Annotated in this window: 18 protein-coding genes; 14 read left to right on the top strand and 4 right to left on the bottom strand. The window is 41.5% G+C overall.

Annotated features, from left to right (window positions below):
- Positions 1–738 precede the first annotated feature (738 nt).
- Together AACW45_RS18230 and hpsJ-A are read left to right on the top strand one after the other, a co-directional pair.
- Entirely contained in the window at positions 739–1,566 is an 828-nt protein-coding gene (locus AACW45_RS18230) for a PEP-CTERM sorting domain-containing protein (protein WP_190628230.1), read from the top strand.
- 1,211 nt (positions 1,567–2,777) lie between these two features.
- Positions 2,778–3,503, top strand: coding sequence for an HpsJ-like protein, cyanoexosortase A-associated (gene hpsJ-A / locus AACW45_RS18235; RefSeq protein ID WP_190628232.1), 726 nt, complete (start codon positions 2,778–2,780; stop codon positions 3,501–3,503).
- Between the two features lie 152 nt (positions 3,504–3,655).
- On the opposite strand, the gene rpe is transcribed toward hpsJ-A, so the two are convergent.
- The gene (rpe, locus tag AACW45_RS18240) at positions 3,656–4,363 is read right to left on the bottom strand and encodes a ribulose-phosphate 3-epimerase (RefSeq protein ID WP_096646755.1); all 708 of its coding nucleotides are present in this window, start codon (positions 4,361–4,363) and stop codon (positions 3,656–3,658) included.
- A gap of 247 nt (positions 4,364–4,610) precedes the next feature.
- On the opposite strand from rpe, the gene AACW45_RS18245 reads away from it, so the two are divergent.
- Together AACW45_RS18245 and AACW45_RS18250 are read left to right on the top strand one after the other, a co-directional pair.
- Complete coding sequence (locus AACW45_RS18245; RefSeq protein WP_190628234.1) at positions 4,611–6,206, top strand: S8 family serine peptidase; 1,596 nt, start codon at positions 4,611–4,613, stop codon at positions 6,204–6,206.
- 282 nt (positions 6,207–6,488) lie between these two features.
- On the top strand, positions 6,489–7,817 hold the full coding sequence (locus tag AACW45_RS18250) for a serpin family protein (protein ID WP_190628236.1): 1,329 nt from the start codon (positions 6,489–6,491) through the stop codon (positions 7,815–7,817).
- A 180-nt stretch (positions 7,818–7,997) separates the two neighbouring features.
- Here AACW45_RS18250 and AACW45_RS18255 read toward each other — a convergent pair whose 3' ends face one another.
- A complete protein-coding gene (locus tag AACW45_RS18255) occupies positions 7,998–9,176 on the bottom strand; it encodes an AI-2E family transporter (protein ID WP_190628238.1) in 1,179 nt (392 codons plus the stop codon).
- Positions 9,177–9,542: 366 nt separating this feature from the next.
- Between AACW45_RS18255 and AACW45_RS18260 the strand changes: the two genes are divergently transcribed.
- On the top strand, positions 9,543–9,917 hold the full coding sequence (locus AACW45_RS18260) for a hypothetical protein (protein WP_190628729.1): 375 nt from the start codon (positions 9,543–9,545) through the stop codon (positions 9,915–9,917).
- 290 nt (positions 9,918–10,207) lie between these two features.
- Positions 10,208–11,632 carry an LCP family glycopolymer transferase gene (locus AACW45_RS18265; RefSeq protein WP_190628239.1) on the top strand — a complete coding sequence of 475 codons (1,425 nt, stop codon included), beginning with the start codon at positions 10,208–10,210 and terminating at the stop codon, positions 11,630–11,632.
- A 384-nt stretch (positions 11,633–12,016) separates the two neighbouring features.
- Here AACW45_RS18265 and AACW45_RS18270 read toward each other — a convergent pair whose 3' ends face one another.
- Positions 12,017–12,169, bottom strand: coding sequence for a hypothetical protein (locus AACW45_RS18270; RefSeq protein ID WP_190628241.1), 153 nt, complete (start codon positions 12,167–12,169; stop codon positions 12,017–12,019).
- 451 nt (positions 12,170–12,620) lie between these two features.
- On the opposite strand from AACW45_RS18270, the gene AACW45_RS18275 reads away from it, so the two are divergent.
- The 6 genes from AACW45_RS18275 to AACW45_RS18300 all read left to right on the top strand — a co-directional run bounded on the left by AACW45_RS18275 (position 12,621) and on the right by AACW45_RS18300 (position 17,963).
- On the top strand, positions 12,621–14,030 hold the full coding sequence (locus tag AACW45_RS18275; protein WP_190628243.1) for a nicotinate phosphoribosyltransferase: 1,410 nt from the start codon (positions 12,621–12,623) through the stop codon (positions 14,028–14,030).
- A 1-nt stretch (position 14,031) separates the two neighbouring features.
- Positions 14,032–14,634, top strand: a complete 603-nt coding sequence (locus tag AACW45_RS18280; protein WP_190628244.1) for a nicotinate-nucleotide adenylyltransferase — start codon at positions 14,032–14,034, stop codon at positions 14,632–14,634.
- Positions 14,595–15,341 (top strand): NUDIX hydrolase, encoded by a 747-nt coding sequence (locus AACW45_RS18285; RefSeq protein ID WP_190628246.1) that lies wholly within the window; start codon positions 14,595–14,597, stop codon positions 15,339–15,341. Before AACW45_RS18280 ends, AACW45_RS18285 begins: the two co-directional genes overlap by 40 nt.
- Positions 15,342–15,439: 98 nt before the next feature.
- Positions 15,440–17,149, top strand: a complete 1,710-nt coding sequence (locus AACW45_RS18290) for an NAD+ synthase (RefSeq protein ID WP_190628731.1) — start codon at positions 15,440–15,442, stop codon at positions 17,147–17,149.
- Positions 17,150–17,494: 345 nt separating this feature from the next.
- The gene (locus AACW45_RS18295) at positions 17,495–17,761 is read left to right on the top strand and encodes a toxin HicA (protein WP_096646763.1); all 267 of its coding nucleotides are present in this window, start codon (positions 17,495–17,497) and stop codon (positions 17,759–17,761) included.
- Positions 17,745–17,963, top strand: a complete 219-nt coding sequence (locus AACW45_RS18300; RefSeq protein WP_096646764.1) for a type II toxin-antitoxin system HicB family antitoxin — start codon at positions 17,745–17,747, stop codon at positions 17,961–17,963. Before AACW45_RS18295 ends, AACW45_RS18300 begins: the two co-directional genes overlap by 17 nt.
- Before the next feature lie 606 nt (positions 17,964–18,569).
- On the opposite strand, the gene AACW45_RS18305 is transcribed toward AACW45_RS18300, so the two are convergent.
- Positions 18,570–19,481: a CAP domain-containing protein gene (locus AACW45_RS18305; RefSeq protein WP_190628247.1), complete on the bottom strand. Its 912-nt coding sequence runs from the start codon at positions 19,479–19,481 to the stop codon at positions 18,570–18,572.
- Between the two features lie 834 nt (positions 19,482–20,315).
- Here AACW45_RS18305 and AACW45_RS18310 point away from each other — a divergent pair.
- Together AACW45_RS18310 and AACW45_RS18315 are read left to right on the top strand one after the other, a co-directional pair.
- Complete coding sequence (locus AACW45_RS18310; protein ID WP_190628249.1) at positions 20,316–21,068, top strand: peptidylprolyl isomerase; 753 nt, start codon at positions 20,316–20,318, stop codon at positions 21,066–21,068.
- On the top strand, positions 21,065–23,986 hold the full coding sequence (locus tag AACW45_RS18315) for a peptidase domain-containing ABC transporter (protein ID WP_190628251.1): 2,922 nt from the start codon (positions 21,065–21,067) through the stop codon (positions 23,984–23,986). Before AACW45_RS18310 ends, AACW45_RS18315 begins: the two co-directional genes overlap by 4 nt.
- The last annotated feature ends 109 nt before the right edge of the window (positions 23,987–24,095 follow it).

A 24,095-nucleotide genomic window follows, 5' to 3' on the forward strand; every position in this document is an offset into this window, starting at 1 on the left:
CACCCCCAGCCCCTCTCCCACCGGGAGAGGGGAGCAAGAGATTTAATTCCCCTTCTCCTGGGGGAGAAGGGGTTAGGGGATGAGGGCGAAAGTTTTTGTACAACACGCGCCGTATATAGCTTTTAACTTAAGTTGACACCAATGGGTCACCCCGCCCCTACAATTTGGGATAATTTATTTTTTGGAGTTCCCTTAGGTGAAAATCTAACCACACTTTACTACTGCGATAGAAAATTTCCGGATAAATTACCTTAAGTTTAAGTAAATTTTATATTCAATTGTGTTCGTTAACCCTTTCTTAATCTATACTTATCCAGCTTTGTAATATTTTTGGCGAAAAAACTGCCTTAAAGTTTTCATAAACTTCGAGATAAGTAGTTGATTTTACTGATTATTTTATATTAAAAAATACTGATTCCTGGTGAATTGTAGAAGTCTGGTTTGACAGTTTAGAAATCTCATAGATATCAAATAGTCTTTTTTAGAGGCTATTTGAAAAGTATTTGACTGTGATTTTAAGTTATTGATTCCCTCTACCAATAGGGTGCAAAGAATTAAATTCTCCTAGAGATAAGGAGATATACAACATTTTGCTAACGACAAGAAAGTGTGGATTATATCCTCATCAAGTCGCTAGCTCATCGATAAATAGTGCAAAAGTTTTGATTGTAGAGCTAATTTGTACCTAAAAGTACATTTAGCAGCCAATTTGATAATTTCGTGATGAGCAAAAGTGTAATGACTAAATTGAAAATCAGAAAAAAATTGTGGAAAGTTGCAACAATAACTTTTCTAGGTTTTGCAACTTTTCAAGCAGCAGATTCAGCACAAGCTGCAACTTTAGATCTCACCTCCCCCACAAGTAAAGGCGTTCTACCTACAGAAATTACTTCAGTCGGTGGAGTAGTTTTGGATATTGTTGGTGAGAATAATACAAGGGTAACTAGCCAATTAGGAGCCAGTCAATTATTCAGAGGTTATTACGATCGTGGTAACCCAAAAAACTATCGAGGTAATCCTGGTACTATTGGTATCGACAACAATTTTACAGAATCAATCATCAACAAACTTGGGGGAGGAATTAAAGAACTGGCTGTTCGGTTCACACTTTTTGATGGTGATTCTGGCACAGGGACAAAGGATAAAGATCCTGGTACTGAAAATCAACTACTTTTAAATAACATTGACTTTGGTTATTTTGGTCAAGTTAGTACTAAACAAACTGATGCTTTAGGAAATGTAACTCCTGGCGATCCAGGCGGTATTGGTTTCCGGAATAATAAATTAGATACAGGCTGGTTCTATGTTACGAATGCATCAACTCTGAGTAACTTTTATACTAGCCTTTTAAATAAACCGAAAGTCGTTTATCAACTTCGTGATACCGATCCTTACGACAACTTTTACGACTTTAAACAGGGAATTGATTCTACTTTTATTAAAGTTAGCCCAGCGCAATCTGTCCCAGAACCTATGACTATTTTTGGTACATTGACAGCTTGTGCTTTGGGTATCACATTGCGTCGCAAACAACAGCAGCAACAAAAAAGCACAATTAATACATAGTTGTGTTTACATTATCTATTTGTTCATATCTGTGATGGGTTGCGGAATATTACAGCAGTTTTCATGCATTTGAACCACAATCGTAGTAGGGGCACGGCGTCCACAATCTTCTCCTATATACAATAATCTTACTGGTGCCGTGCCCCTACAGTGTGGTCTATTTAGCTGAAAATTTCTGTAAGAGAAGATTTTGAATTTTGTACTTAATATTCCCGCCAATCTTTTTTTTGCAACGTTTCGTAATATAGTTTGGTTTATCTATACCAACTTACTTAAAAAGTCAATAAGTATAAAATCATACGAACGATCTAATATTTTCCTAGTCCCTCCAGATTTTAGCTAAATTTATCGAAAATTTATCAAAATTTCATCAAAATTTCTCCGTAAAATCTCTTATTTGTGTGTTGTAACTCTTATGTCAAGCGGATTGAGGATGTATAGCCAATAGATTTATTAAAACCAATGAAATTAAAGATTGTATTAATATTCAGCAAAATTCTTGATGAGAAATAGAGAATTACGTAAGAATAATTACAGGTCAGCTAGCATACATACTTACAATAATTACCACAACCAAGATAAAACAAAGATGAAGTACTTCACTAAGTGTTATCAATGGCTGTATCCTCAAGAAACAGAATTATAGTATCAGGGCTTGAAAGCGTTAAAACTTTTATTGATGAGTAAAGACTGTCATTAGCTTTTATACTTTTTACTCTAGGGCTTTTTACGCTAGGGCGATCGCAGTGCTGATTTTGGTGTCATACTACCTGTTCCTACTCTTGGAGTAGGGATGAACTAACTTTATGATGTTGCGGAGTTTTAAAGGTGATGGCTCTGTGGAAACAACTGCGAATTATGTTTTTGGCTCTAACTTTAGGTAGTGTCCTCTTCGTTTTAGTGAAGATTTTTTTGACAAAGCCAGTTACTAAGCCAAAACCAGAACAGTCTCAACGCGAATCTCGGAATGTTGCGTTGTGTAAAGACCACCTATGCATAGCTTCAAACTCTCAGACAGACAATAATGCTTTTCCTCCTAGCTACAGCTAGGAACATCAAGAGGTAAGAACTATTCAATGGTTTTTAATAAAAAGGTATCTTGCTAATTTTTTTGACGCAAATGTGTTATTGAAATTAATATCGGCAAAACCTGCTTAAAAAACCGGAGTTTTTCCTCTTTTCAGAGTTTTCTTTTTTACTACATTAGGAACATGACAAAATCAAGTAGTGATAAATTCATTCCCGCTTTAGTACAAGAGTTACAGGAGTTTGCTTTTAGCCAAACAGGCTCAACCAAAATTTTGCGAATCCTAGGTTACGGCTTACTCTTATTAGCCTTTTTCGATGTTGTTGAGATGTTGTTTCCACCGAATTTTATGAATCCTGCTTGGGAATTTCAAACTTTCGGATCTTTAGTTGAACGAGTACCCGTACCTTTAATTGGTTTCGCGCTAATATTTTATGGAGAAATGTATTCCCGCAGCAAATGGGAATTTCTCAGTCTGAAACTTTTCTCTTGGTTAACTTTATTATTAGCAGTAATATTTCTCTTACTTATACCTTTGGGAATTGGTAACACAGTTCGGCTGAGTAAACAAAGTGCAACCCAAATTACCACTGCATCCCAACAGCAATTAACCCAAGCAGCGCAGGTAGAACAGCAACTAAATCAAGCGACACCAGAACAAATAAATGAGTTTTTAAAGTCACAAGGACGTTCATTAGATGGTAAAAGTCCTCAGGAAGTCAAAACTCAAATATTGTCAGATGTTTCTAAAGCGAAAGCTCAAATTAAGACTCAAGCTGAAAGGACTCAATCTTCTCAACGTCTAAATTTACTCAAGAATTCTGTTAAATGGAATTTGGGAGCTTTAGTTTCAGCAGCTTTATTTTTTAGCTTCTGGAAAGCAACTAATTGGGCAAGAATTGGGAGATAATTTAAGCATTCAGTTTGATTTTTAATTTATTCAAAAATCAAATAGGACTTTGATAGGAATTGGCTGAGTTTAAAAAATAGGGTAGGCATGATTATGCGCTACCCTATCAGTATTTTTATGGTCTAGTTCAACTCAGTTTAATTCCCACAGGATTAAACTTTAGCTAATTCTGGAGATGGACGCTTGCTGTTACGAATAGCTGTAATTGCTTCAGCATAATCTGGAGCGTTAAATACAGCTGAACCAGCAACGATGGCATTAGCGCCAGCTTCTAGAACTTGCCAAGTATTATTAGCTTTGAGTCCACCGTCTACTTCAATCCAAGGATCGAGTCCGCGTTCGTCACACATTTGACGTAGCTGACGAATTTTGGGTACGACGCCGGGAATAAAACTTTGACCGCCAAAACCAGGGTTGACGCTCATAATTAGGATTAAATCGCAGAGTTCCAATACATACTCAATAAATTCCAAAGGTGTGGAAGGATTGAGTACAACGCCTGCTTTTTTACCGAGTTCTTTGATTTGTCCAAGAGTGCGGTGTAAGTGGGGTGAAGCATTATGTTCGGCATGTACGGAGATAATATCAGCACCTGCTTTAGCGAAACCCTCTACATACTTTTCTGGTTCCACAATCATTAAGTGGACATCTAATGGTTTTGTGGTCACCGGACGAATCGCCTCCACCACTAGAGGGCCTATCGTAATATTAGGTACAAAACGACCGTCCATTACATCAACGTGAATCCAATCTGCTCCAGCTGCGTCTACCGCACGAATTTCGTCTCCCAGACGACTAAAATCGGCTGATAGGATAGATGGAGAGATAACAATGGGCTTTTGAGATAGGTTTTGGGTCATGGCTAGTGGGTTTTGAAGCATCCTCGTCTGTAAGCATTGTAACAAAATATTTAGCAATCGCTCATAAATTTGATCCCAGGTTTATGGGTAGGGGGTAGGGGGCAGGGGGCAGGGGGCAGGGAGTAAGGGAGACAAGGAGGACAAATGACTATTGTACAGACGCGATTAATCGCGTCTCTAACAATTGACTATTGACAACTGACAACTGACAACTGACAACTGACTATTGACTATTGACTATTGACCAATGACTAAAAAACTAACTTGGCTATTTTGGGGACTGGGTGCTGCTTGCTTGAGTGCGCCAGTACTGGCTTCAGCTTTACAAAGTTCTTTGGGAACTAATGGTATTGATGCTTTAAGGCTGCATCAACCTCCTTATAATTTACGCGGTCGAAAAATTTCTATTGGTCAAGTGGAAATCGGTCGTCCGGGAATGTTTGGTTGGGATAAAGCAGTATCGAAAAATCGTGCTGTATCCCTAGCTGCGGTTTTTTTACGCAATGGCCCCGCTAAATCCAATAGTGGTGTTGACCCTCATGCTTATAATGTAGCTGGTGTGATGGTCAGTCAAGACAAAGCTTGGCCGGGGGTAGCGCCAGAAGCAAAACTGTATTCTTCGGCTGTTGGTTCAACTAAAAATATGGGTCAACCAGAAGAATGTTTATCGGCACAACATATTGCTTTACAAAATGGTGGTGATGTTCGCGCCATAAATTTTAGCTTTGGCGAACCACTCAACCGCGATCCGCGCCCAGAAGCTATTTTAGATGGCAATGCCTTACTGACTTTGTGTATTGACTGGTCAACTCGCGTCCATGATGTTGTATATGCGATCGCAGGCAACCAAGGTAAAGGCGGTATTCCTATTCCTACAGATAATTTTAATGCAATCAACGTGGCTTTTTCATCCCGCCGCGAAGGGATTTTTAATAAAGTAGATGTTTCTAATCTGGCGGGTGCTTACCAAGGGGTTAGCGGTAGATTGGCGGGGAAGGAATTTAATATTGGCGGGCGGCGGGCTATCGGTTTAGTGGCACCGGGTAGTAATATTGTCATGCTCAATCCTGATGGCAAAGTTAATAAAGTCACAGGTACAAGCTTTGCCGCACCTCACCTTACAGCCACGGTGGCGTTGTTGCAGGAATTTGGCGATCGCCAGTTGCGGACAAAACAACCTAACTGGAGTGTCAATTCTCGCAATCATCAAGTGATGAAAGCTGTATTACTTAATTCCGCAGAAAAAGTTAAAGATAGCGGCGATGGCTTGCGGCTGGGAATGACTAGGACAATAATTGATAAACAAAACCTAGACTGGCTAGCTTCTGATGCCTATTTAGATGACAAAATTCCCTTAGATGCCCAAATGGGAACAGGTCATTTAAATGCATTTAGAGCTTATCAACAATTTAGCGCAGGTCAATGGCTACCGACAAATCCCGTACCTGCGATGGGTTGGGATTACCACACAGTAAATACGCTTGCCCCTGTAGAATATGTGCTAGCACAACCCTTAAAAAAAGGGAGTTTTGTGGCGATGACTTTGACTTGGGATAGGTTGGTAGAACTCAACGATCGCAATAAAAATGACCTTTATGATATTGGCGATAATTTTCGCGATCGCGGTTTAAATAACCTCGACCTATATTTAGTCAAAACTGATGCCCAAAATACAGATGGTGGTACAGTTTGCTCATCTATCAGCCAAATTGATAGCGTAGAACACATTTTCTGCCCGATTCCTGCTGATGGAAATTACAAAATTCGCGTCCAGATGCGCCAACAAGTTAACGAACCCAATCAAGCCTATGGGTTAGCTTGGTGGACTGTACCTAAGAAGTAGGCAGAGGGGCAGGGGGGACAAGGGAAGGGGGACAAAGGGGACAAGGAGGACAAATGACAAATGACAAATGGCAATTGTACAGACGCGATTAATCGCGTCTCTGACAAATGACCAAATAGTAACTGAAATAACTTTTTTACAATTCTGAAAATTATTGACTGTTACCAAAACTGTAACCGCAAAATTCTTCTGCTGCTGAAATGCCATAGTTAACAATTAATAGGTCACGAGCGTCCTACTTGAAAGACGACTAAATAAATATATGGCGAGTGAGGTGGCAGAATGAATCGGCAGAAATTTAGTGGTATGAAAGAGACTTTCTTACAACGACGTTACGGGGTGAGATTAGGAAGACGTTACGTGCTAACGGCGGCTAGTGTTGTCCTTTTGGGTGTATTGGGCTGTTCTCAGGTTAATGGCGATAAGAGTGCCTTGGCTCAATCTCCTGCACCTAATTCCGAATCTGTTCTGCCAAAAAAAACAGCAAATCCTGATACAAAATTAGTCAAAGCTAATAATAAATTTGGCTTTAAATTATTTTCAGAAGTTCTGAAAAATGAAAGTAGCGACAAGAACATTTTTCTTTCACCTTCAAGTGTGGCGATCGCTCTAGCCATGACTTATAACGGAGCCAGTGGATCTACCCAACAAGCAATGGCGAAAACCCTGGAATTACAGGGAATGAATTTAGCAGAAATTAATTCAGCTTACTCAGACTTAAAACAGCTATTAGAAAATCCTAATAGCGATGTCAGATTGAATATTGCTAACTCGCTATGGGCGAATAAAAATGCTAAATTTCAATCAGACTTTATCCAGAAAAACAAGGATTACTATAAAGCCCAGGTAACTAACCTAGATTTTCAAGATGCATCAGCACCAAATATTATCAATAATTGGGTTAAAGATAATACCCAAGGTAAAATCAACAAAATAGTTGATAATATCGATCCAAATCAGATGTTATTTCTGATTAATGCGATATATTTTAAAGGTAAATGGAGCAATGAATTTGATAAAAGTCAGACTGCTACATTGCCATTTAACCTAGCATCTGGCCAACAAAAAAATCACCCGATGATGTCGCAAGATGGCGACTACAGATATCAAGAAAACGCGCAATTTCAGGCAGTAAGTTTACCTTATGGTAAAGACGGTAAATTCAGCCTATATATCTTTTTACCTAAACAAAATTCCAGCCTCAAATCTTTTTATCAAAACCTAAATGCAGATAACTGGGAACAATGGATGACTCAGTTTCGCAAGCGGGAAGGCTCGATTCGCTTACCCCGGTTTAAAACCGACTATGAAGTTACCCTCAACGATGCACTGAAAGCTTTAGGTATGGGAGAGGCTTTTAGCGACAAAGCAAATTTCTCAGGTATCGGTAAAAACCTTACCATTAGCCAGGTAAAGCATAAAACCTTTGTAGAAGTGAATGAAGAAGGAACTGAAGCCGCCGCATCAACTTCAGTCTCTATCGTGGCAACATCTGCCGTACAAAAACCAGAACCATTCAAAATGATTGTTGACCGTCCCTTCTTTTGCGCTATTCGGGATAATCAAACAGGTAGCGTTTTATTTATGGGTTCCATCATGGAACCGCAGTAGGATTTGGGCATGGGGCATTGAAACAATTTTGGATTTTGGATTTTAGATTTTAGATTGAAATCCAAAAGACGCTCGCGGACTCGCTAACGCTGCGCTATCGCAAATCTAAAATCTAAAATTCCTTGTCTTCCTTGTCCCCCCTGCTCCCTGCCCCCTGCCCCCCTGCCTCCTCTGCCCAGCTTAGGGTGATGTAGCTTCTGATACGCTCAGGGGATTATTCGCTTCAACTGTTGGGGAGACTTCTGGTGTAACGGGTGTAGTAATTTCCCCGGAATTGGCATACTCATGCGGATCGCTGCTCAGTGATTTTGGACGAATAACACTGATAGCGGTTTTAATCACTACAGCAGTGGGTACTGCCACAATTACACCCAGAAGTCCGCCAATTCTCGCCCCTGTGAGTACAGAAATTACTACCAAAGCTGGGTTTAAACCTGTAAAGCTCCCTAAAATCCGGGGGGCAATTAAATTTTCGAGAATTTGCTGAACGATAACTGCGGCCATTAAAACTCTTGCGCCCATCCAGAAATCTTGTAGGGATACCAATAAGGTAGTCAAGGCGATGCCTACAGAACCCCCAAAGGGCACGAGCGCCATGATACCAATGGTTAAGCCAAATAATAGACCAAATGGCACTTTTAGCCACAAAAATGTGGGAATTAGGGCTGATGCCATGCAGGTAGATAAAATTAGCTGGGTGATAAAGAAATTTTGAAAGCTGAGGCGTACTGTTTGGGAGAAAGGTTCGCGCACTTTTGTGGGTAGCCATTCTACCAAACTTTGCCAGAGTTCACCGCCATGTTGTAATAGATAGAAAGTCAAAATCATCGTCAAGACAAAATCTAGCAAGCTAGTGACTGTGACTACCGCTAGATTGAGAACTTTGCCGGCGATCGCTTGCAATTGTCCCTTGACGCGATCGTTAATTTGCGCGACTAGGGCATCAAGATTGATTGGTAAGCCGAAAACCTCTGCTTTTTCGTTTAACATCATTAACTGAGAACGCCCAGAGTCGATTAACTCCGGGATGCGTGCCACTAGTTGCTGCGCTTGGGTGAGGGCTAGGGGAAACAGAGTTACACCCAAGGCTAATAAAATTGATAAAGCCAAAAGAAACACTAAGATAGCAACCGGCTCTCGCCTCAACCCATGATGCTCCATCCAGCTAACGGGATAATTGAGCAGAAATGCTAATACCGAGGCTCCGACTAAAATAACTATTAAGGAGTGGAAATAATTAAAAATTGAGGAAATAGCCCAACCATTTAACACTACCAACGGAATGAATAACGCGATCGCTCCGATCCGCGCTATGGGTGTTAGCGTGTCCCACCAGTCTAGTAGCTTGCGTGTCTGCATCTTTAGCCGATTACAGGATAGAACTAAATAAAATCTTTCTTTATAGCTTATTATCTCTAACTACATCACTATTATTCATCCTCCTAGTTTAGGATTAGAATCAACCAAATGGAAAATTTTCAACCAAATAAAAATAATAATTTCCCTGCATCTGATTCTGAGGATTGGGGACAAGGAGAGAAGTCTGAGCGGAGGAAACCTCCGATGGCTTCGCCAACGTCTTCGACGAACAGAACTTCGGAGGGACAAAGGGAAGGGAGACAAGGGAGACAAGAAGAAAATATGAACGATAAATTCCCAATGCCCAATGACGCCACTTGCTTTAAGCCGGGAAACCCGTCCAACGCAGTGGCTCCCCCATGCCCCATGCCCAATGCCCCATGCCCCATGCCCAATACCAATGAAACCCCAAAAACCCAGCTGCTTATGCATTTAATTCCCGTGGTTGGCGTTTTTCCATCCCTGTGGACTCTTTACAGGCGTCAGGGAACCCGGGAACAAATAGCCACTAGTCGCCTGTCTATTACTTTGGCATTTACCTGGTTTGTGGCATACCTCTTATTAGCAACCGGGGCTGAAACTTCAGAATTTTTGGGCTTGCGCTTATTAATCCTCAATAGCTTTGTGACTTCCGGTTATTTTTTGGTGAGTCTGTGGTTGATGTTGCGCGTCATTCAGAGAAAGTCTCACAAATTACCGGGGTTTAGCCGTTTAGCTGAACGAACCTTGGGCAAATATTGAGTTTAAATTTTTAAGTAATAATTAGGTCAGTAGTTTTACTTAATTTTTTCGCAAGTTAAAGATTATATCATTAAGGATCTGGTCAAATTCCTTTATTGTTGTCATACTGCAATAACACATCATCATAATTTGTCGAAAAAAATAAAAAAGACTGCTATAAGTGTTGTGGTTAACACAGCAATCAACAAGTTAGCACTAATAATTAAGAATTAGCTAATATGGTTTGATTTGTCTGAATATTTATTAGTCTGCCAATGTACCGAATTTGATCAGTAAGTGTGAGGATGTCTGTGACCATTCAAAGAACTTCAGCAGAAGAAAACCAGTCAGGAAACGTTGCGAAAAACAGCAATAAAAAGATACCAAACTCTAAAACTGGGCGTTGGTTGTGGTTTTGGGTAGGGATGAGCGGAATTGCAATGGTTTCAGCCACAGCCGGGGCGCTGTTGGCCGTTTCTTTGACGAGTACGCCTTTACAACAAGCCCAACTTAGCCCCCAAGAAGAAGCTGTCTTCGATGGCGATCGCATTTCCGGAAGTGGGTTTAAATTTTCCCAGTTAACTCGTCCGGTGAATATCTTAGTCATGGGGATGAGCGTACTACCACCAGATATCCAAAATGCTCCCGAAGAAACCAAAAATTTAGGCTATCACCCCCAGGTAAACTCCTTTGATGGGTTGGCTGATGTCATGCTCTTGATCAAATTCGATCCAGAGACGAAAAAAGTGACTATGCTTTCTATTCCTCGCGATACCCGCACAGAAATAGAAGGACATGGCGTGAAAAAAATTAATCATGCCAATATTGACGGCGGGCCAGCTTTAACAGCTAAAACCATCAGCAATCTCTTAAATGGGGTAGCGATCGATCGCTATATTCGGATTAATGTTTTAGGCGTAGCTAAATTAATTGATGCTTTGGGTGGTGTGACAGTCTTCGTCCCCAAAGATATGAAATATCAAGATGAATCTCAGCATTTATATATCAATCTAAAAGCAGGCAAACAACATCTTAATGGCGATCAGACGCTGCAATTATTAAGGTACCGCCGTGATGAATTAGGAGATATTGGGCGGATTCAGCGCCAACAAATGGTGCTGCGTGCTTTGATGGAACAGTCACTTAACCCATCAACGGTAGCTCAATTACCAAAAGTACTGGATGTAGTTAAAGAACATATTGATACTAATTTAAATGTTGAGGAATTAGTGGCATTAGTGGGTTTTGGTGTCCGCACTAATCGCTCTAATATGCAGATGCTGATGGTACCTGGTCGCTTTAGCGAGAAAAATGAATATGATGCTAGCTATTGGTTACCAAGTAAACAGGGTATTGCTAAGTTAATGGCGCAACACTTTGGTGTAGAGTCACAACAAGCGCAAGAACAGCAAACAACTGAACCTGGTTCGTTACGGGTAGCGATTCAAGATAGTACGGGTGGCGATTACAATACTTTGCGTCCTTTAATTAGAACTTTGGAAAAGGCGGGATATCGCAATGTTTATGTCACAAAGCCTTGGACTGAACCCCTGGATGTTAGTAACATTGTCGCTCAACAAGGTGATGGTGATAGCGCCGCTTCAATTCGTGATTTGTTAGGATTTGGCGAAGTTCGCGTGGAAAGCACCGGCAATATCGCCTCTGATATTAGCATCCAGCTAGGTAAGGATTGGTTACAACAAAAAGCGCTATTAGAAAAATCTACTCAGCCATAAGCTAATACTCAACTCTGATTTGATCGAGTTGCTCTACTTAAATTAACATTGATTTTTGTTAAGCTCAGATTAAACTGCTGCAAAATGCAAGGGAGCATCCCAAATGTGCAAAAACGCCCTCACCCTATAAGGGTGGGGCTAGAAATACGAAGCCTGCCTTGGCAGGCTAAAAGTTTGATAGCCTGCCAAGGCAGGCTTTGTTGGTATAGCAATACCCTTCTAGGGTATTGCGTCAAAATTGGGATGCTCCCAAATGCAAACAGAGGATTTTGATGTTTAGGTTTTACCATACTTAATATTATTATCCTCAAATAAACAGGCGTGGGTCAGAACCTCACGCCTTTAGTTTATTAATAGTAAAATTGTCATCTCAGGCTAATCTCGTTACCAATAGTCTGCCATGCCTTTCTTGTAAGGATCGCCCGTAAACGGTTGAATACCAATTTCTGGATATGCGTCATCATTAGGGCCAAATATCCGCATTGCGGCTTCAGAAATAAACTGAGTAATGCTAGCAATGATTCTAGTAATAGACATAATGTTAGACTCCTGTTTTCCGAGTCGCTTTCTTTGGTTATGTCTCTACTTTAATTCTGATATTCTGGCTTTGCTTAAATTCTCAATATATCAACAATCTCTGCAATTCTTTTTCAGATATGTTTGCAATACTTTAGCTTATTTGCTGTTGCTACTTATGTTATCAATTCTAATTGTAAATTAGCTTTTTGTCTCAGCCTTGAAAGAACAAGATGCTGCTACTTTTTGCCGAAGAGTCATCTTTACATTTCATTATACTTCCAAAGGATAACTTTCGATATATTGCGCAAAAACTATTAATAGATATGAATTTAATGGCAAAAATTAAATTAATTAGCGGCTAAAGCTTCGGTTTTGTGTAGATAAATTGAAGACATGCTCTAAGGCTTGACAAGATTTATGGTAAAATCTACCATAAATGTAACAAGCATTCTTTTAAGGACGCTCCGGCATGACGACTTTCCCGGACTTGGAAAGATATACAAACAGTCAACAACAGCCAGAACTCAATGTAGCTGCGGTTGATTACAGCCTGCTGACTGATCTTTATCAACTAACAATGGCGGCTTGTTATGTAGGTGAAGGCGTAGAACACAAACCAGCCAGCTTTGAGTTATTTGTGCGGCGGTTACCAGAGGGGTTTGGCTATTTAATTGCAATGGGGCTAGCCCAAGCCTTGGAATATTTGCAAAAATTGCGTTTTAGCGAATCTCAGATTGCGGCTTTGCAAAGAACGGGGATTTTTGCTCATGCAAGCGATCGCTTTTGGGCGTTGTTAGCTGATGGCTGTTTTACTGGCGATGTCTGGGCGGTACCGGAAGGAACAGCCATCTTTGCTAATCAGCCGATATTACGGATTGAAGCGCCCCTTTGGCAAGCCCAATTAGTAGAAACCTATCTATTAAATACGATTAATTATCAAACTTTAATTGCCACCAGAGCCGCCAGACTCAGGGATGTAGCGGGAGAACAAGCGACACTTTTAGAATTTGGTACCAGACGGGCATTTAGCCCCCAAGGTTCATTGTGGGCGGCGCGGGCGGCTTTAGCTGGCGGATTGGATGCGACTTCTAATGTGTTAGCGGCGCTACAACTCGATCAGCAACCAAGTGGTACGATGGCTCACGCCTTGGTGATGGCACTGTCAGCAATGGCAGGAACTGAAGAACAAGCCTTTACAGCCTTTCATCGGTATTTTCCAGGTGCGCCCTTGTTAATTGATACTTACGATACCATCGCGGCGGCGGAACAATTGGCACAAAAAGTAAATTCCGGAGAGATGCATTTGACGGGAGTCAGGTTAGATTCGGGAGATTTGGTGAGTTTATCCAAAGCAGTGCGATCGCTCCTACCGGATGTGACAATTTTTGCTAGCGGCGACTTGGACGAGTGGGAAATAACCCGCTTACAAGCCGAGGGTGCGCAAATTGATGGTTATGGCTTAGGTACAAAGCTAGTTACGGGTGCGCCTGTGAATGGTGTTTACAAACTTGTAGAAATTGATGGTATCCCAGTCATGAAAGAATCCCGTGACAAAGCTACCTATCCCGGACGCAAACAAATATTTCGCTCCTTTGCTGGAGGGAAAATTCAAGTCGATAGATTAGGATTAGCTGCGGAAAGTGCTGTAGGGGAAGAAGCGCTACTGCAATTGGTAATGAAAGCTGGGAAGCAACTGCAACCAATTGAAGCGATAGAGAGAATTCGCCAGCGAACTGCGGCATCGGTTGCCAGTTTACCAGAGGAAACAAGGCAATTAAAGCATCCTGTATCGGTGAATGTGGAAATTTCTGCCGAGTTGCAAGAGTTGACACAGAAGACGAAGAAACAAACCACAGAGGCGCAGAGGGCACAGAGATAAGATGCAGAGAATTGCTTTGTTTGGAACTAGTGCCGATCCGCCAACTGCGGGACATCAGGCGATTTTGAGTTGGTTGTCGGAACGTTACGATCGCGTGGCGGTTTGGGCGGCGGATAATCCGTTTAAATCTCATCAAACTGCATTATTGCATCGGGCGGCGATGTTACGCTTGTTGATTGCGGATATTCCCTCATCAAGCCACAATATTGGTTTGGAACAAGAGTTAAGTAGCTATCGCACCCTAGAAACTTTGGAAAAAGCTAAAGTTCGTTGGGGAGAAGATACCGAGTATACCTTGGTAATTGGTTCTGACTTGCTAAATCAACTACCCCGTTGGTATCAAGTTGAAGATTTGTTGCGGCAAGTGCAATTATTAGTAGTGCCGCGACCGGGATATGCGATAGATGAGTCTAGTTTAGAGGGAGTGCAAAAGCTAGGCGGGAAAATTGCGATCGCCAGCTTAACTGGACTAGATATTTCTTCCACAGCTTACCGCGAACATGGAGATTCCCATGCCCTCACCCCCCCTGTAGTCGCCTATATTAATCGAGAGCATTTGTACAAATGCCAGGACGAAACCACAAAAAGTTTCCAACTCCGGTAAATCAACAACCTTTGGCTGATTTCAAGGTTGGCGTTGATAATGTAATTTTTTCTGTAGATACTGCCCAAAATCGACTGCTCGTGCTGTTGATTATGCGTCAGCAAGAGCCATTTTTAAATTCTTGGAGTCTTCCTGGTACCTTGGTGCGTCAAGGAGAATCTTTAGAAGATGCAGCCTATAGGATTATGGCTGAAAAAATTAGAGTGAATAATCTCTATTTAGAACAGTTATATACCTTTGGCGGCCCCGAGCGCGACCCCAGAGAAGCTAACGATAGTTACAATGTGCGCTATCTATCGGTAAGTTATTTTGCCCTGGTGCGGTTTGAAGAAGCAGAATTAATTGCTGATGGCGTCACGGGAATAGCTTGGTATCCAGTTAAACAATTACCCCAATTAGCTTTTGATCACGATCAAATTTTGGCTTACGGACACAGACGTTTGCGTAATAAATTGGAGTATAGCCCCGTGGCGTTTGAAGTATTACCAGAAATGTTTACATTAAATGATTTATATCAGTTATACACCACAGTTTTAGGCGAAAACTTCTCCGATTATTCTAATTTTCGTTCTCGTCTACTCAAATTAGGTTTTTTATGCGATACCGGAATTAAAGTATCACGTGGTGCAGGTCGTCCCGCTAGTTTATATAAGTTTGACGCCGAAGCTTTTGCGCCATTTAAAGATAAGCCTTTGGTATTTATTTAATTAAAAAGTCAAGAGTCAATAGTCAATAGTCCAAAGTCAACATACAAATGACTATTGCCCAATGCCCAATGCCCAATGCCCAATGCCCAATAAAAAATATGAAAATAGCGATCGCTCAACTCAATCCGAAAATTGGTGATTTAACCGCAAATGCGCAGCAAATTCTCCAAGCTGCGCAAAAAGCTGTAGCTTCTGGTGCGCGGTTATTGTTAACGCCAGAATTGTCTTTGTGTGGCTATCCGCCGAGAGATTTATTGTTAAATCCTAGTTTTGTTGCCGCAATGGGTACTACCCTGAAAAAATTGGCGCGAGATTTACCGCCGAATTTAGCTGTTTTGGTGGGAACAGTAGACGAAAATCTCAAAGTCCATACTACAGGTGGTAAACCTTTATTTAATAGCATCGCTTTGTTAATTGGCGGACAGGTAAAGCAAATTTTCCACAAGCGGCTGTTACCTACTTATGATGTCTTTGACGAAATCCGCTATTTTGAACCAGGTTTACAAGCCAACTATTTCACCTTGGACGATCTGCATATTGGCGTGACTGTTTGCGAAGACTTATGGAATGATGAGGAATTTTGGGGGAAACGCACTTATGCAGTTAACCCGATCGCGGATTTAGCAATTTTAGGTGTAGATTTAATTGTGAATTTGTCCGCTTCTCCTTATAGTGTCGGTAAGCAGCAATTTAGAGAATTGATGCTCAAGCATAGTGCGGTGCGGTTTCAGCAACCAATGATTTATGCTAACCAAGTCGGCGGTAATGATGACTTGATATTTGATGGTTGCAGCTTTGCTTTGAGTCGTCAAGGTGAAATTATCTCTCGCGCCCGTGGTTTTGACACTGATTTGCTCGTAGTAGAATTTGACGAAAAACAACGAGATTTTAAGCCAGGGAAAGTTTCGCCCATACAAGAGTCGTCAGATGCAGAAATTTGGCAAGCTTTGGTTTTAGGCGTTAAAGACTATTCCAGGAAGTGTGGTTTCTCGAAAGTTGTACTCGGTTTAAGCGGGGGAATCGACTCATCCTTAGTCGCCGCGATCGCAGTTGCAGCACTAGGTAAAGAAAATGTCTTCGGTGTACTGATGCCGTCTCCCTACAGTTCCGAGCATTCCATTAGCGATGCCTTAGCTTTGGGGGAAAACTTAGGTATAAAAACGACCATTTTACCCATTACCGAACCGATGCAAACCTTTGATAACTCCTTAGCAGAGTTATTTGCAGGGACGGAATTTGGGATTGCGGAAGAAAATCTGCAATCGCGGATTCGAGGTAACTTATTAATGGCGATCGCCAATAAATTTGGTTATCTTCTGTTATCCACTGGTAATAAATCGGAAATGGCGGTAGGTTACTGTACCTTATATGGTGACATGAATGGCGGGTTAGCAGTTATAGCCGACGTTCCCAAAACCCGTGTATATTCAATTTGCCATTGGTTAAACCGTCAGGGCGAAATCATTCCCCAAAATGTTCTCACCAAAGCACCCAGTGCAGAACTCAAACCGGGACAAGTCGATCAAGATTCGCTACCACCTTACGAAATTTTAGACGATATTTTAGAACGGCTAATTCACAAACACGAAGCCGCCGCCGAAATTGTCAGCGCCGGACACGATCCAGTGATTGTAGATCGGATAATTCAAATGCTAGCCCGTGCCGAATTTAAACGCCGCCAAGCACCTCCCGGCTTAAAAATCACCGATCGCGCCTTTGGTACAGGTTGGCGAATGCCCATTGCTAGTAGCTGGGCGGCGTTAAAAAATACTCCTCAAGTTCAAACCAAACCTATCCCGACAGTGTAGCAATCAAAGGGAGATAAGGGAGACAAGGGAAGGAGGACAAGGGAGACAAGGGGGATAAGGGAAGGGGGACAAGTCTAACAGGTTGCTGTAGTAGCCAAAGATAATAAAGATGCTAATCTGAGAATTCAGTAAAAAATTGTTTTTGGTAGCCAATAAAACTCTGACAAAACTCAAAATGTCAGACAATAAGAAACCACAGATTAATGCAGATAAAAATTAATACCCCATGCCCCATGCCCCATGCCCAATATCCAATGCCCCATTTTCAACTAAGACATGCTATAAACATCAGAACACTCTTAAATAAATAAGAGACTATAGAATCAGGAAAAGATTGTCAAACCAGTGAGTCAACCAGACCCGATCTTAGCAAAAATCCTAGCGGGGACTGCTGATACAGCAATTCCTTTCGCTCAACTCTGGCAACTGTTAAACAGACTAGGCTTTGATGAGCAAATTCGTGGCGGACATTATATTCTTACCAAAAAAGGTATTGCAGAAATATTAAATCTCCAACACAAAAACGGAAAAGCTAAAGCCTATCAAGTGAAACTTGTGCGCTCAGTCATTCTTAAGTACCAGATAGGAATTAAACATGAAATTTCGGTATGAAATAATTCTTTACTGGAGCGAAGAAGACCAAGCATTTATAGCCGAAGTTCCAGACTTACCCGGTTGCATTGCTGATGGGGAAACCTATCAAGAAGCACTGCAATATGTAGAAGTCATCATGAAGGAATGGGTGGAAATTGCCCAAAGATTAAAGCGACCAATTCCCGAACCGAAACAACGTCCGGTAACTGCCTATAATTAGCCAAAATGGCGTCAATAATTAAAGGTTTGTAGTGTTCGCGCAGCGTCTCGCAGAGAGGAATTTAGTCTTCAAATCAGGATTAAATTCCTCATATTAATTGGAAAAAAGAATGGGACAGATTGTAGGGGCATGGCATTACCCACCTGTATCAACTTAAGCTAAAAACCTTTCTCTATCTCGTTTCCAGCCTCTGGCTGGAAATGCATATTGCGAGGCTCTGCCTCGAAAGCTGATAAATTGAGGCGGAGCCTCAAGATAATCGCTCCCACGCAGAGCATGGGAGCCAGTTAGGATAAGGGTTTTGCATTAAGTTGACACCAATGGGCATTACCATGACCCTCCCTGCGTACCTGATTGAACTGAAATAGGCTGTATCACTAATAGGCTGTGTCACTACAGATACAATATCGCAGTGAAAGCCGCACGGACATTAATAGGGAACAAAATTCATGAATTAATTTGAGATTTTGAGTTTATACCAGAAGTTAAAATCTCAAATCTGCCGAAGGAACATTAATAGGGAAGAAAACAAACTTGAGTCTAATTTTAAGAAGGGGGCGGGTTTACCCCACCCTAACTGCAAAAGAGCATTGAAAACTAGATTAATTAGACAAGAAAGTTACTAGCATTTAAGCGAGAGGCGTTGACGTTTTCTAACACAACAAGTTTATCAAAGCCGCCTGCTTTAGTTTTACCATCCATGTCTAATTTGACAATAGTATCGCTACCAACTTGCTGGAATTGGAGGAAATCAGCGAATTTATTTTGGCTTTGGTAAGCTGAACTCGCCATAATTTGGCGCAAGTCAATCTTATCTTGACTGACGTTAAAGTCTGTGATGGTATCGCCTTTTTCTCCTAAGCTTTTATAAGCGAAGGTATCTAGTCCCGCACCACCAGTGAGTTTATCTATGCCTAAACCACCAATTAGGCGATCGTTACCACCACCACCATTGATGATATCGTTACCTTTACCGCCCCAAATTCTGTCATTACCAGAACTACCAGTTAGGACATCGTTACCGTTTCCGCCTCTAATTTCCCTCGCAAATACATTATTGGTTGGGGGTGTATTGATTGGGGGTGTGGGAGGAGTACCGGAATTAGATCCAGAATTGGGAATGTTAGTGGTGGGATCGAGATCGTCACTACCAAAGTTTTGTACCCAATATCTTTTATCCTCGCCTACACCGAGTTGAGTGTACCTGGGATTGAGGATATTAGCGCGGTGTCCGGGACTATCCATCCAGGCTTTGACGACTGCTTCGGGTGTTTGTTGGCCGAAAGCGATATTTTCTCCCATTGTTTGAGCTTGAAAGCCAACTGCTTTCATTCTGTCCCAAGGTGTGGAACCATCGGGGCCTGTGTGACTAAAGTAATTTTTCGCTGACATCAACTCTGCATATTTGTCAGCTGCATAGTTGAGTTCTTTATTGGCTTTGAATGGTGAAAGACCGTTCTCAATTCGGATATCGTTGGTTAATTTGAGAACTTGTTCTTCAAAGGTCAATGTAGCCATCTCAAAAATCCTCATAACGATTTGTTCGCATGAACTCCACAGCAAAACGAATTCTGCTGCAACTTTTGGTAGAGCAAACCTGAGGAGGTGTCAATTAGGTATCAATTCAGGTCGTGAGAGTATTGTGAAAATCTTGGATCAGAAACTTCAAAGTTACTGATGGGAGGGTTGTTTTTTTATTGCGACTTCCATAATTCGAGGTCTGTGGGTAGATTTGAGCGCTAGTGATTGAATTCAGACCCGTAGGGTAAATGGAAAATGATGTAAGCAGTAATACATCCGTCGCTTTCCCTCAGCATAAAAGACACTTGAGCGCGATCGCTCCTTGCCTTGTGCCGGACGATAAACTGTCACATTGCGTAGAAAGAAAATTTTATACTTAAAAATTTAATATGCATTGATGGCTGAGATATTGATTTTTCCTAGAGAAAATAGATCTTCACGAAAAGGCAGAGGGCAGAAGAAAAGAGGTTTTAGTTACGTTATATACTTTGGGTTATTTGCACTGTTCTACTTAGTTTTGAAACTACAAAACTCTAAGTATGTAAAGTGTATTAGTTTACTAAAACTTTAATAAAATTTCAGTGTCGTTAATCTAACCTTGTCAAAAATTACGCTGATAACAATATATAATGTGAAGTTTTAGCTAAGGTGGCTACAATCAAGGTAAAAATTTCATCAAGAATTTTGGAAAAAGTTCCGGATGTCATCAAAATTTCTTGCACAGAGAAAGAAGATACTAGTTAAATATTGGTATCTTTCAATACTCTCAGGCGAGAGATGATACAGATTTCTGCCCCAAATTTAGAGTGCTGAACGTGCTAGTCGGGAATTATGACGACACAAAAATTACAACTGGGTAACGAAAATCTCCAGACAGAACAATTACTGTCTTTGTTAAATCGTTATCAACTGTTACCACAGGTATTACGTGCCAAAGTGATAGACGAAGCGATCGCATCTTTTTCTTGTACTGAAGCAGAATATCAAGAGGCGATCGCCAATTTTCGGGAATATCACCAACTTACCTCACCAGAGAAAGAACAAGCATGGTTGCAAAAAAACCTTGTAACTCCACCAATTATGAGGGAGTTGGCGATTCGTCCCCGATTAATCCAAAAATTCCAACTTGCAATCTGGGGTAACAAACTGGAGTCTTATTTCTTGCAGCGTAAAGCAGATTTAGACCGGGTAACATATTCCATGATTCGCACTCAAGATGAAGGTCTAGCCCAAGAGTTATATTTTCGGATTGTTGAGGGAGAACATCCTTTTGCAACTATAGCTCAACAATATTCTCAAGGCTCGGAAGCTCAAACGGGGGGATTAATTGGGCCAGTTCCCCTATCGCAACCGCACCCAATAATTCAGCAAATTCTTTCTGTCAGTCAACCCGGTCAAATCTGGAAACCTCATCTGATAGCGGATTGGTATGTGATTATTCGTCTAGAACAATTAATACCAACAGAGTTCAATGAAAATACGCAGCAATATCTACTAAATGAACTGTTTGAAGCTTGGATCGAAGAAGAAATTAAAACTCGCCTAGAATCTGCTAACTATTGTGTGGAGTATCTTTTGGCATGACGCCAATTATCACCCAGACCGAAATTGTTGAATTTCTCAGCGCAACTCCCCCATTTAACATAATGGGATTTGATACCGTAAAAACCCTGGCCGATCGCTGTCAATTGTTGCAATATCGCCCCGGACAATGGATGCTGGTAAAAGACAGAATGCCAGCACAAGTCATGATAATTTATCAAGGACAAGCGCGGGTATTGGCTGAGGAGCGGTGGACTAACTCGCAAGTTAGTTTAACAGTTCTCGAACCAGGAGAGTTTGTGGGCTGGTTGGGCTTGGTGCGGGGGGAAAGTTGCGAAGCGGTAATGGCTTCGACGGAAGTAATTGCGATTACTCTTGAAGCGGGAGAATTTCAGCGTTTGCTGGAGCGAGAACCAGAATTTGCGGTATCTGTGCGATCGCGATCGCATATTAGCGAAGTTTTTGAACTCCTCAGTCAAGAAATCCAGCGTCACGCTGATGCAACTACCGATATTAAAGATTTAGCTCGGCAAGTTTGGCAAGATACACAGGTAATTAATTTACCGCCTGGTTCCGTAAATTCCCAGGATTTTGATGAGGAGCGTTTATGGTTAGTCAGTGCAGGTAGCATTGAGGGTATTGGGGGGAGCGATCGCTTACCTTTGAGCGACAAGCCACAAACTTGGCAAAACTCCACCCCAGTGCGCTTACTGGGGATTCCCTGGAATTATCCACCAGAACATATCGCTAGTATCAAAATTGCCCCGGCTCCTGAATATCCTCCCGATCCAATAGCCGAAAATCTCGCCCCAGCACAAACTATTTTTGTGGCGGGGAAAGGTAAAATTGATACCCCCTTAGCCTGTTTTCAGATGTTGCATCAGATATTGGGGGGTACTTTTCGCCGCGATTTAATTCGCAAAGTTGTCACGAATCAATTAAAAGCCAATCAGCAAATTACCTTACAGGTAGCTGGTGCAGTAGTGGAAATGATGGGTTTGCAAGCTCATTTAGTGAAAGTTCCGGTTCATGTAATTAACCGCTTGAATGCGCCAGCGATCATATATTGGCAAGAAAATCTCGCGCTGCTGTACAAAATTACTGAGCGAGAAATTGTAGTCGCTGCGCCGGAAATAGGGGTAAATTGTTATCATCCGGCAGAATTTGCGCAAATTTGGGGAGAATCAGGACAAGTATTAACGGTAGAAACAACAGAAAGCGATCGCCCAGAGAAATTCAGTCTGCGTTGGTTCATCCCTTCTATCTTGAAATTTCGTCTGGTACTGTTTGAGGTTCTGGTAGCTTCGTTTTTTGTGCAGATATTTGGCTTGGCAAATCCTATTGTTACCCAAATCATCATCGATACTGTCTTAATTCAAAAAAGCCTCGATACTCTCGATATTTTAGGGATTTTCCTGTTAGTAATTGGTGTATTTGAGGCGGCTTTGACGAGTTTGCGGATTTATTTATTTGCGGATACCACCAACCGTATTGATATCCGCTTAGGTTCAGAAGTGATTGAACATTTACTGCGCCTACCTTTGAGTTATTTTGAACGTCGCCGGGTGGGTGAGTTAGCGGGAAGAATTAACGAATTAGAGAATATTCGCCAATTTCTCACAGGAACAGCATTAACAGTAGTTCTCGATGCAATATTTTCGGTAATTTATATCGGCATTATGCTGTTTTACAGTTGGATGCTCACCCTGGTGGCTTTAGCGACTGTACCATTATTTGCGATTCTCACCACCTTTGTAGTACCGATTGTGCAGCAACAGTTACGCAAAAAAGCCGAACGCTATGCGGATACTCAATCCTATTTAGTAGAGATACTCACCGGCATTCAAACAGTTAAAGCTCAGAATATTGAATTAAAATCTCGTTGGCAATGGCGCGATCGCTATACTCGTTACATCAGCGCCGGCTTTAAAAATGTCCTCACCTCCAGCACAGCTAACTCTATTAGCGGATTTTTAAATCAATTTTCCAGCTTTGTTTTGTTGTGGGCAGGCGCGCATTTAGTCATATCCAATCAACTAAGTTTAGGACAGTTAATCGCCTTCCGGATTATTGCAGGTTATGTCACTAGTCCCCTACTGCGGTTAATTCAACTTTCCCAAAGCTTCCAAGAAGTCGCTTTATCCATTGAACGGCTGGGTGATATTTTAGACTCAGAACCCGAAGTTAAAGCTAGCGATCGCCAAAATATTCAACTCCCAGAAATTGCTGGTGCAATTAAATACAATGGCGTTTCCTTTGGTTTTCACCCCGAAGATAGCTTAAAACTGATCAATATCAATTTAGAAATTCCTCCCGGCACCTTTGTTGGTATAGTTGGACAAAGTGGTTCCGGGAAAAGTACTTTGACAAAATTATTACCCCGACTATACGAACCTGTCGCCGGACAAATTCAAATTGATGGTTATGATATAAGGAAAGTAGAGTTAAACTCCTTGCGTCGTCAAATCGGTATAGTGCTACAAGATACCCTTTTGTTTGAAGGCACAATTCAAGATAATATAGCCTTGATTCGACCAGAAGCAACTACCGAAGAAATCATCGCCGCCGCCAAAACTGCTGCTGCACATGATTTCATCATGGCACTACCGGATGGTTACAACACAATAGTTGGAGAAAGAGGTTCCGCCCTTTCTGGGGGACAACGCCAACGGATTGCGATCGCGCGTACCGTTTTACAAAATCCTCGACTACTGATTCTCGATGAAGCCACCAGTGCTTTAGATTACGAATCTGAACAACAAGTTTGTCGGAATTTAATGGAATTTTTTCAGGGTAGCACCGTTTTATTTATTACCCACAGACTAAACACGGTGAAAAACGCCGATACAATCATCATCATGGATAAAGGTGTAATTGCGGAGCAAGGAACACACGCTCAACTGATGACGATGCGAGGGCGGTATTACTGTCTGTTTCAACAACAAGAATCGCAGTTATGAGAACACTTCACCTGCAATCAATCACCAAAGTTAGAGGAGAGATAACTATTGACAAATGACTAATGACAGTTGACTAATAACCATTGACGTACTGACAACTACCAAGTAA

It is taken from the genome of Calothrix sp. FACHB-168 (genome assembly GCF_963889195.1).
Lineage (GTDB): Bacteria > Cyanobacteriota > Cyanobacteriia > Cyanobacteriales > Nostocaceae > Aulosira > Aulosira anomala_A.

Coding starts and splice junctions, on each gene's coding strand:
- hpsJ-A (WP_190628232.1), top strand. CDS start 2,778: ATGACAAAATCAAGTAGTGATAAATTCATTCCCGCTTTAGTACAAGAG.
- AACW45_RS18315 (WP_190628251.1), top strand. CDS start 21,065: ATGACGCCAATTATCACCCAGACCGAAATTGTTGAATTTCTCAGCGCA.
- AACW45_RS18305 (WP_190628247.1), bottom strand. CDS start 19,481: ATGGCTACATTGACCTTTGAAGAACAAGTTCTCAAATTAACCAACGAT.
- AACW45_RS18300 (WP_096646764.1), top strand. CDS start 17,745: ATGAAATTTCGGTATGAAATAATTCTTTACTGGAGCGAAGAAGACCAA.
- AACW45_RS18280 (WP_190628244.1), top strand. CDS start 14,032: ATGCAGAGAATTGCTTTGTTTGGAACTAGTGCCGATCCGCCAACTGCG.
- AACW45_RS18275 (WP_190628243.1), top strand. CDS start 12,621: ATGACGACTTTCCCGGACTTGGAAAGATATACAAACAGTCAACAACAG.
- AACW45_RS18290 (WP_190628731.1), top strand. CDS start 15,440: ATGAAAATAGCGATCGCTCAACTCAATCCGAAAATTGGTGATTTAACC.
- AACW45_RS18255 (WP_190628238.1), bottom strand. CDS start 9,176: ATGCAGACACGCAAGCTACTAGACTGGTGGGACACGCTAACACCCATA.
- AACW45_RS18230 (WP_190628230.1), top strand. CDS start 739: ATGACTAAATTGAAAATCAGAAAAAAATTGTGGAAAGTTGCAACAATA.
- AACW45_RS18285 (WP_190628246.1), top strand. CDS start 14,595: ATGCCAGGACGAAACCACAAAAAGTTTCCAACTCCGGTAAATCAACAA.
- rpe (WP_096646755.1), bottom strand. CDS start 4,363: ATGACCCAAAACCTATCTCAAAAGCCCATTGTTATCTCTCCATCTATC.
- AACW45_RS18260 (WP_190628729.1), top strand. CDS start 9,543: ATGCCCAATGCCCCATGCCCCATGCCCAATACCAATGAAACCCCAAAA.
- AACW45_RS18245 (WP_190628234.1), top strand. CDS start 4,611: ATGACTAAAAAACTAACTTGGCTATTTTGGGGACTGGGTGCTGCTTGC.
- AACW45_RS18310 (WP_190628249.1), top strand. CDS start 20,316: ATGACGACACAAAAATTACAACTGGGTAACGAAAATCTCCAGACAGAA.
- AACW45_RS18250 (WP_190628236.1), top strand. CDS start 6,489: ATGAATCGGCAGAAATTTAGTGGTATGAAAGAGACTTTCTTACAACGA.
- AACW45_RS18270 (WP_190628241.1), bottom strand. CDS start 12,169: ATGTCTATTACTAGAATCATTGCTAGCATTACTCAGTTTATTTCTGAA.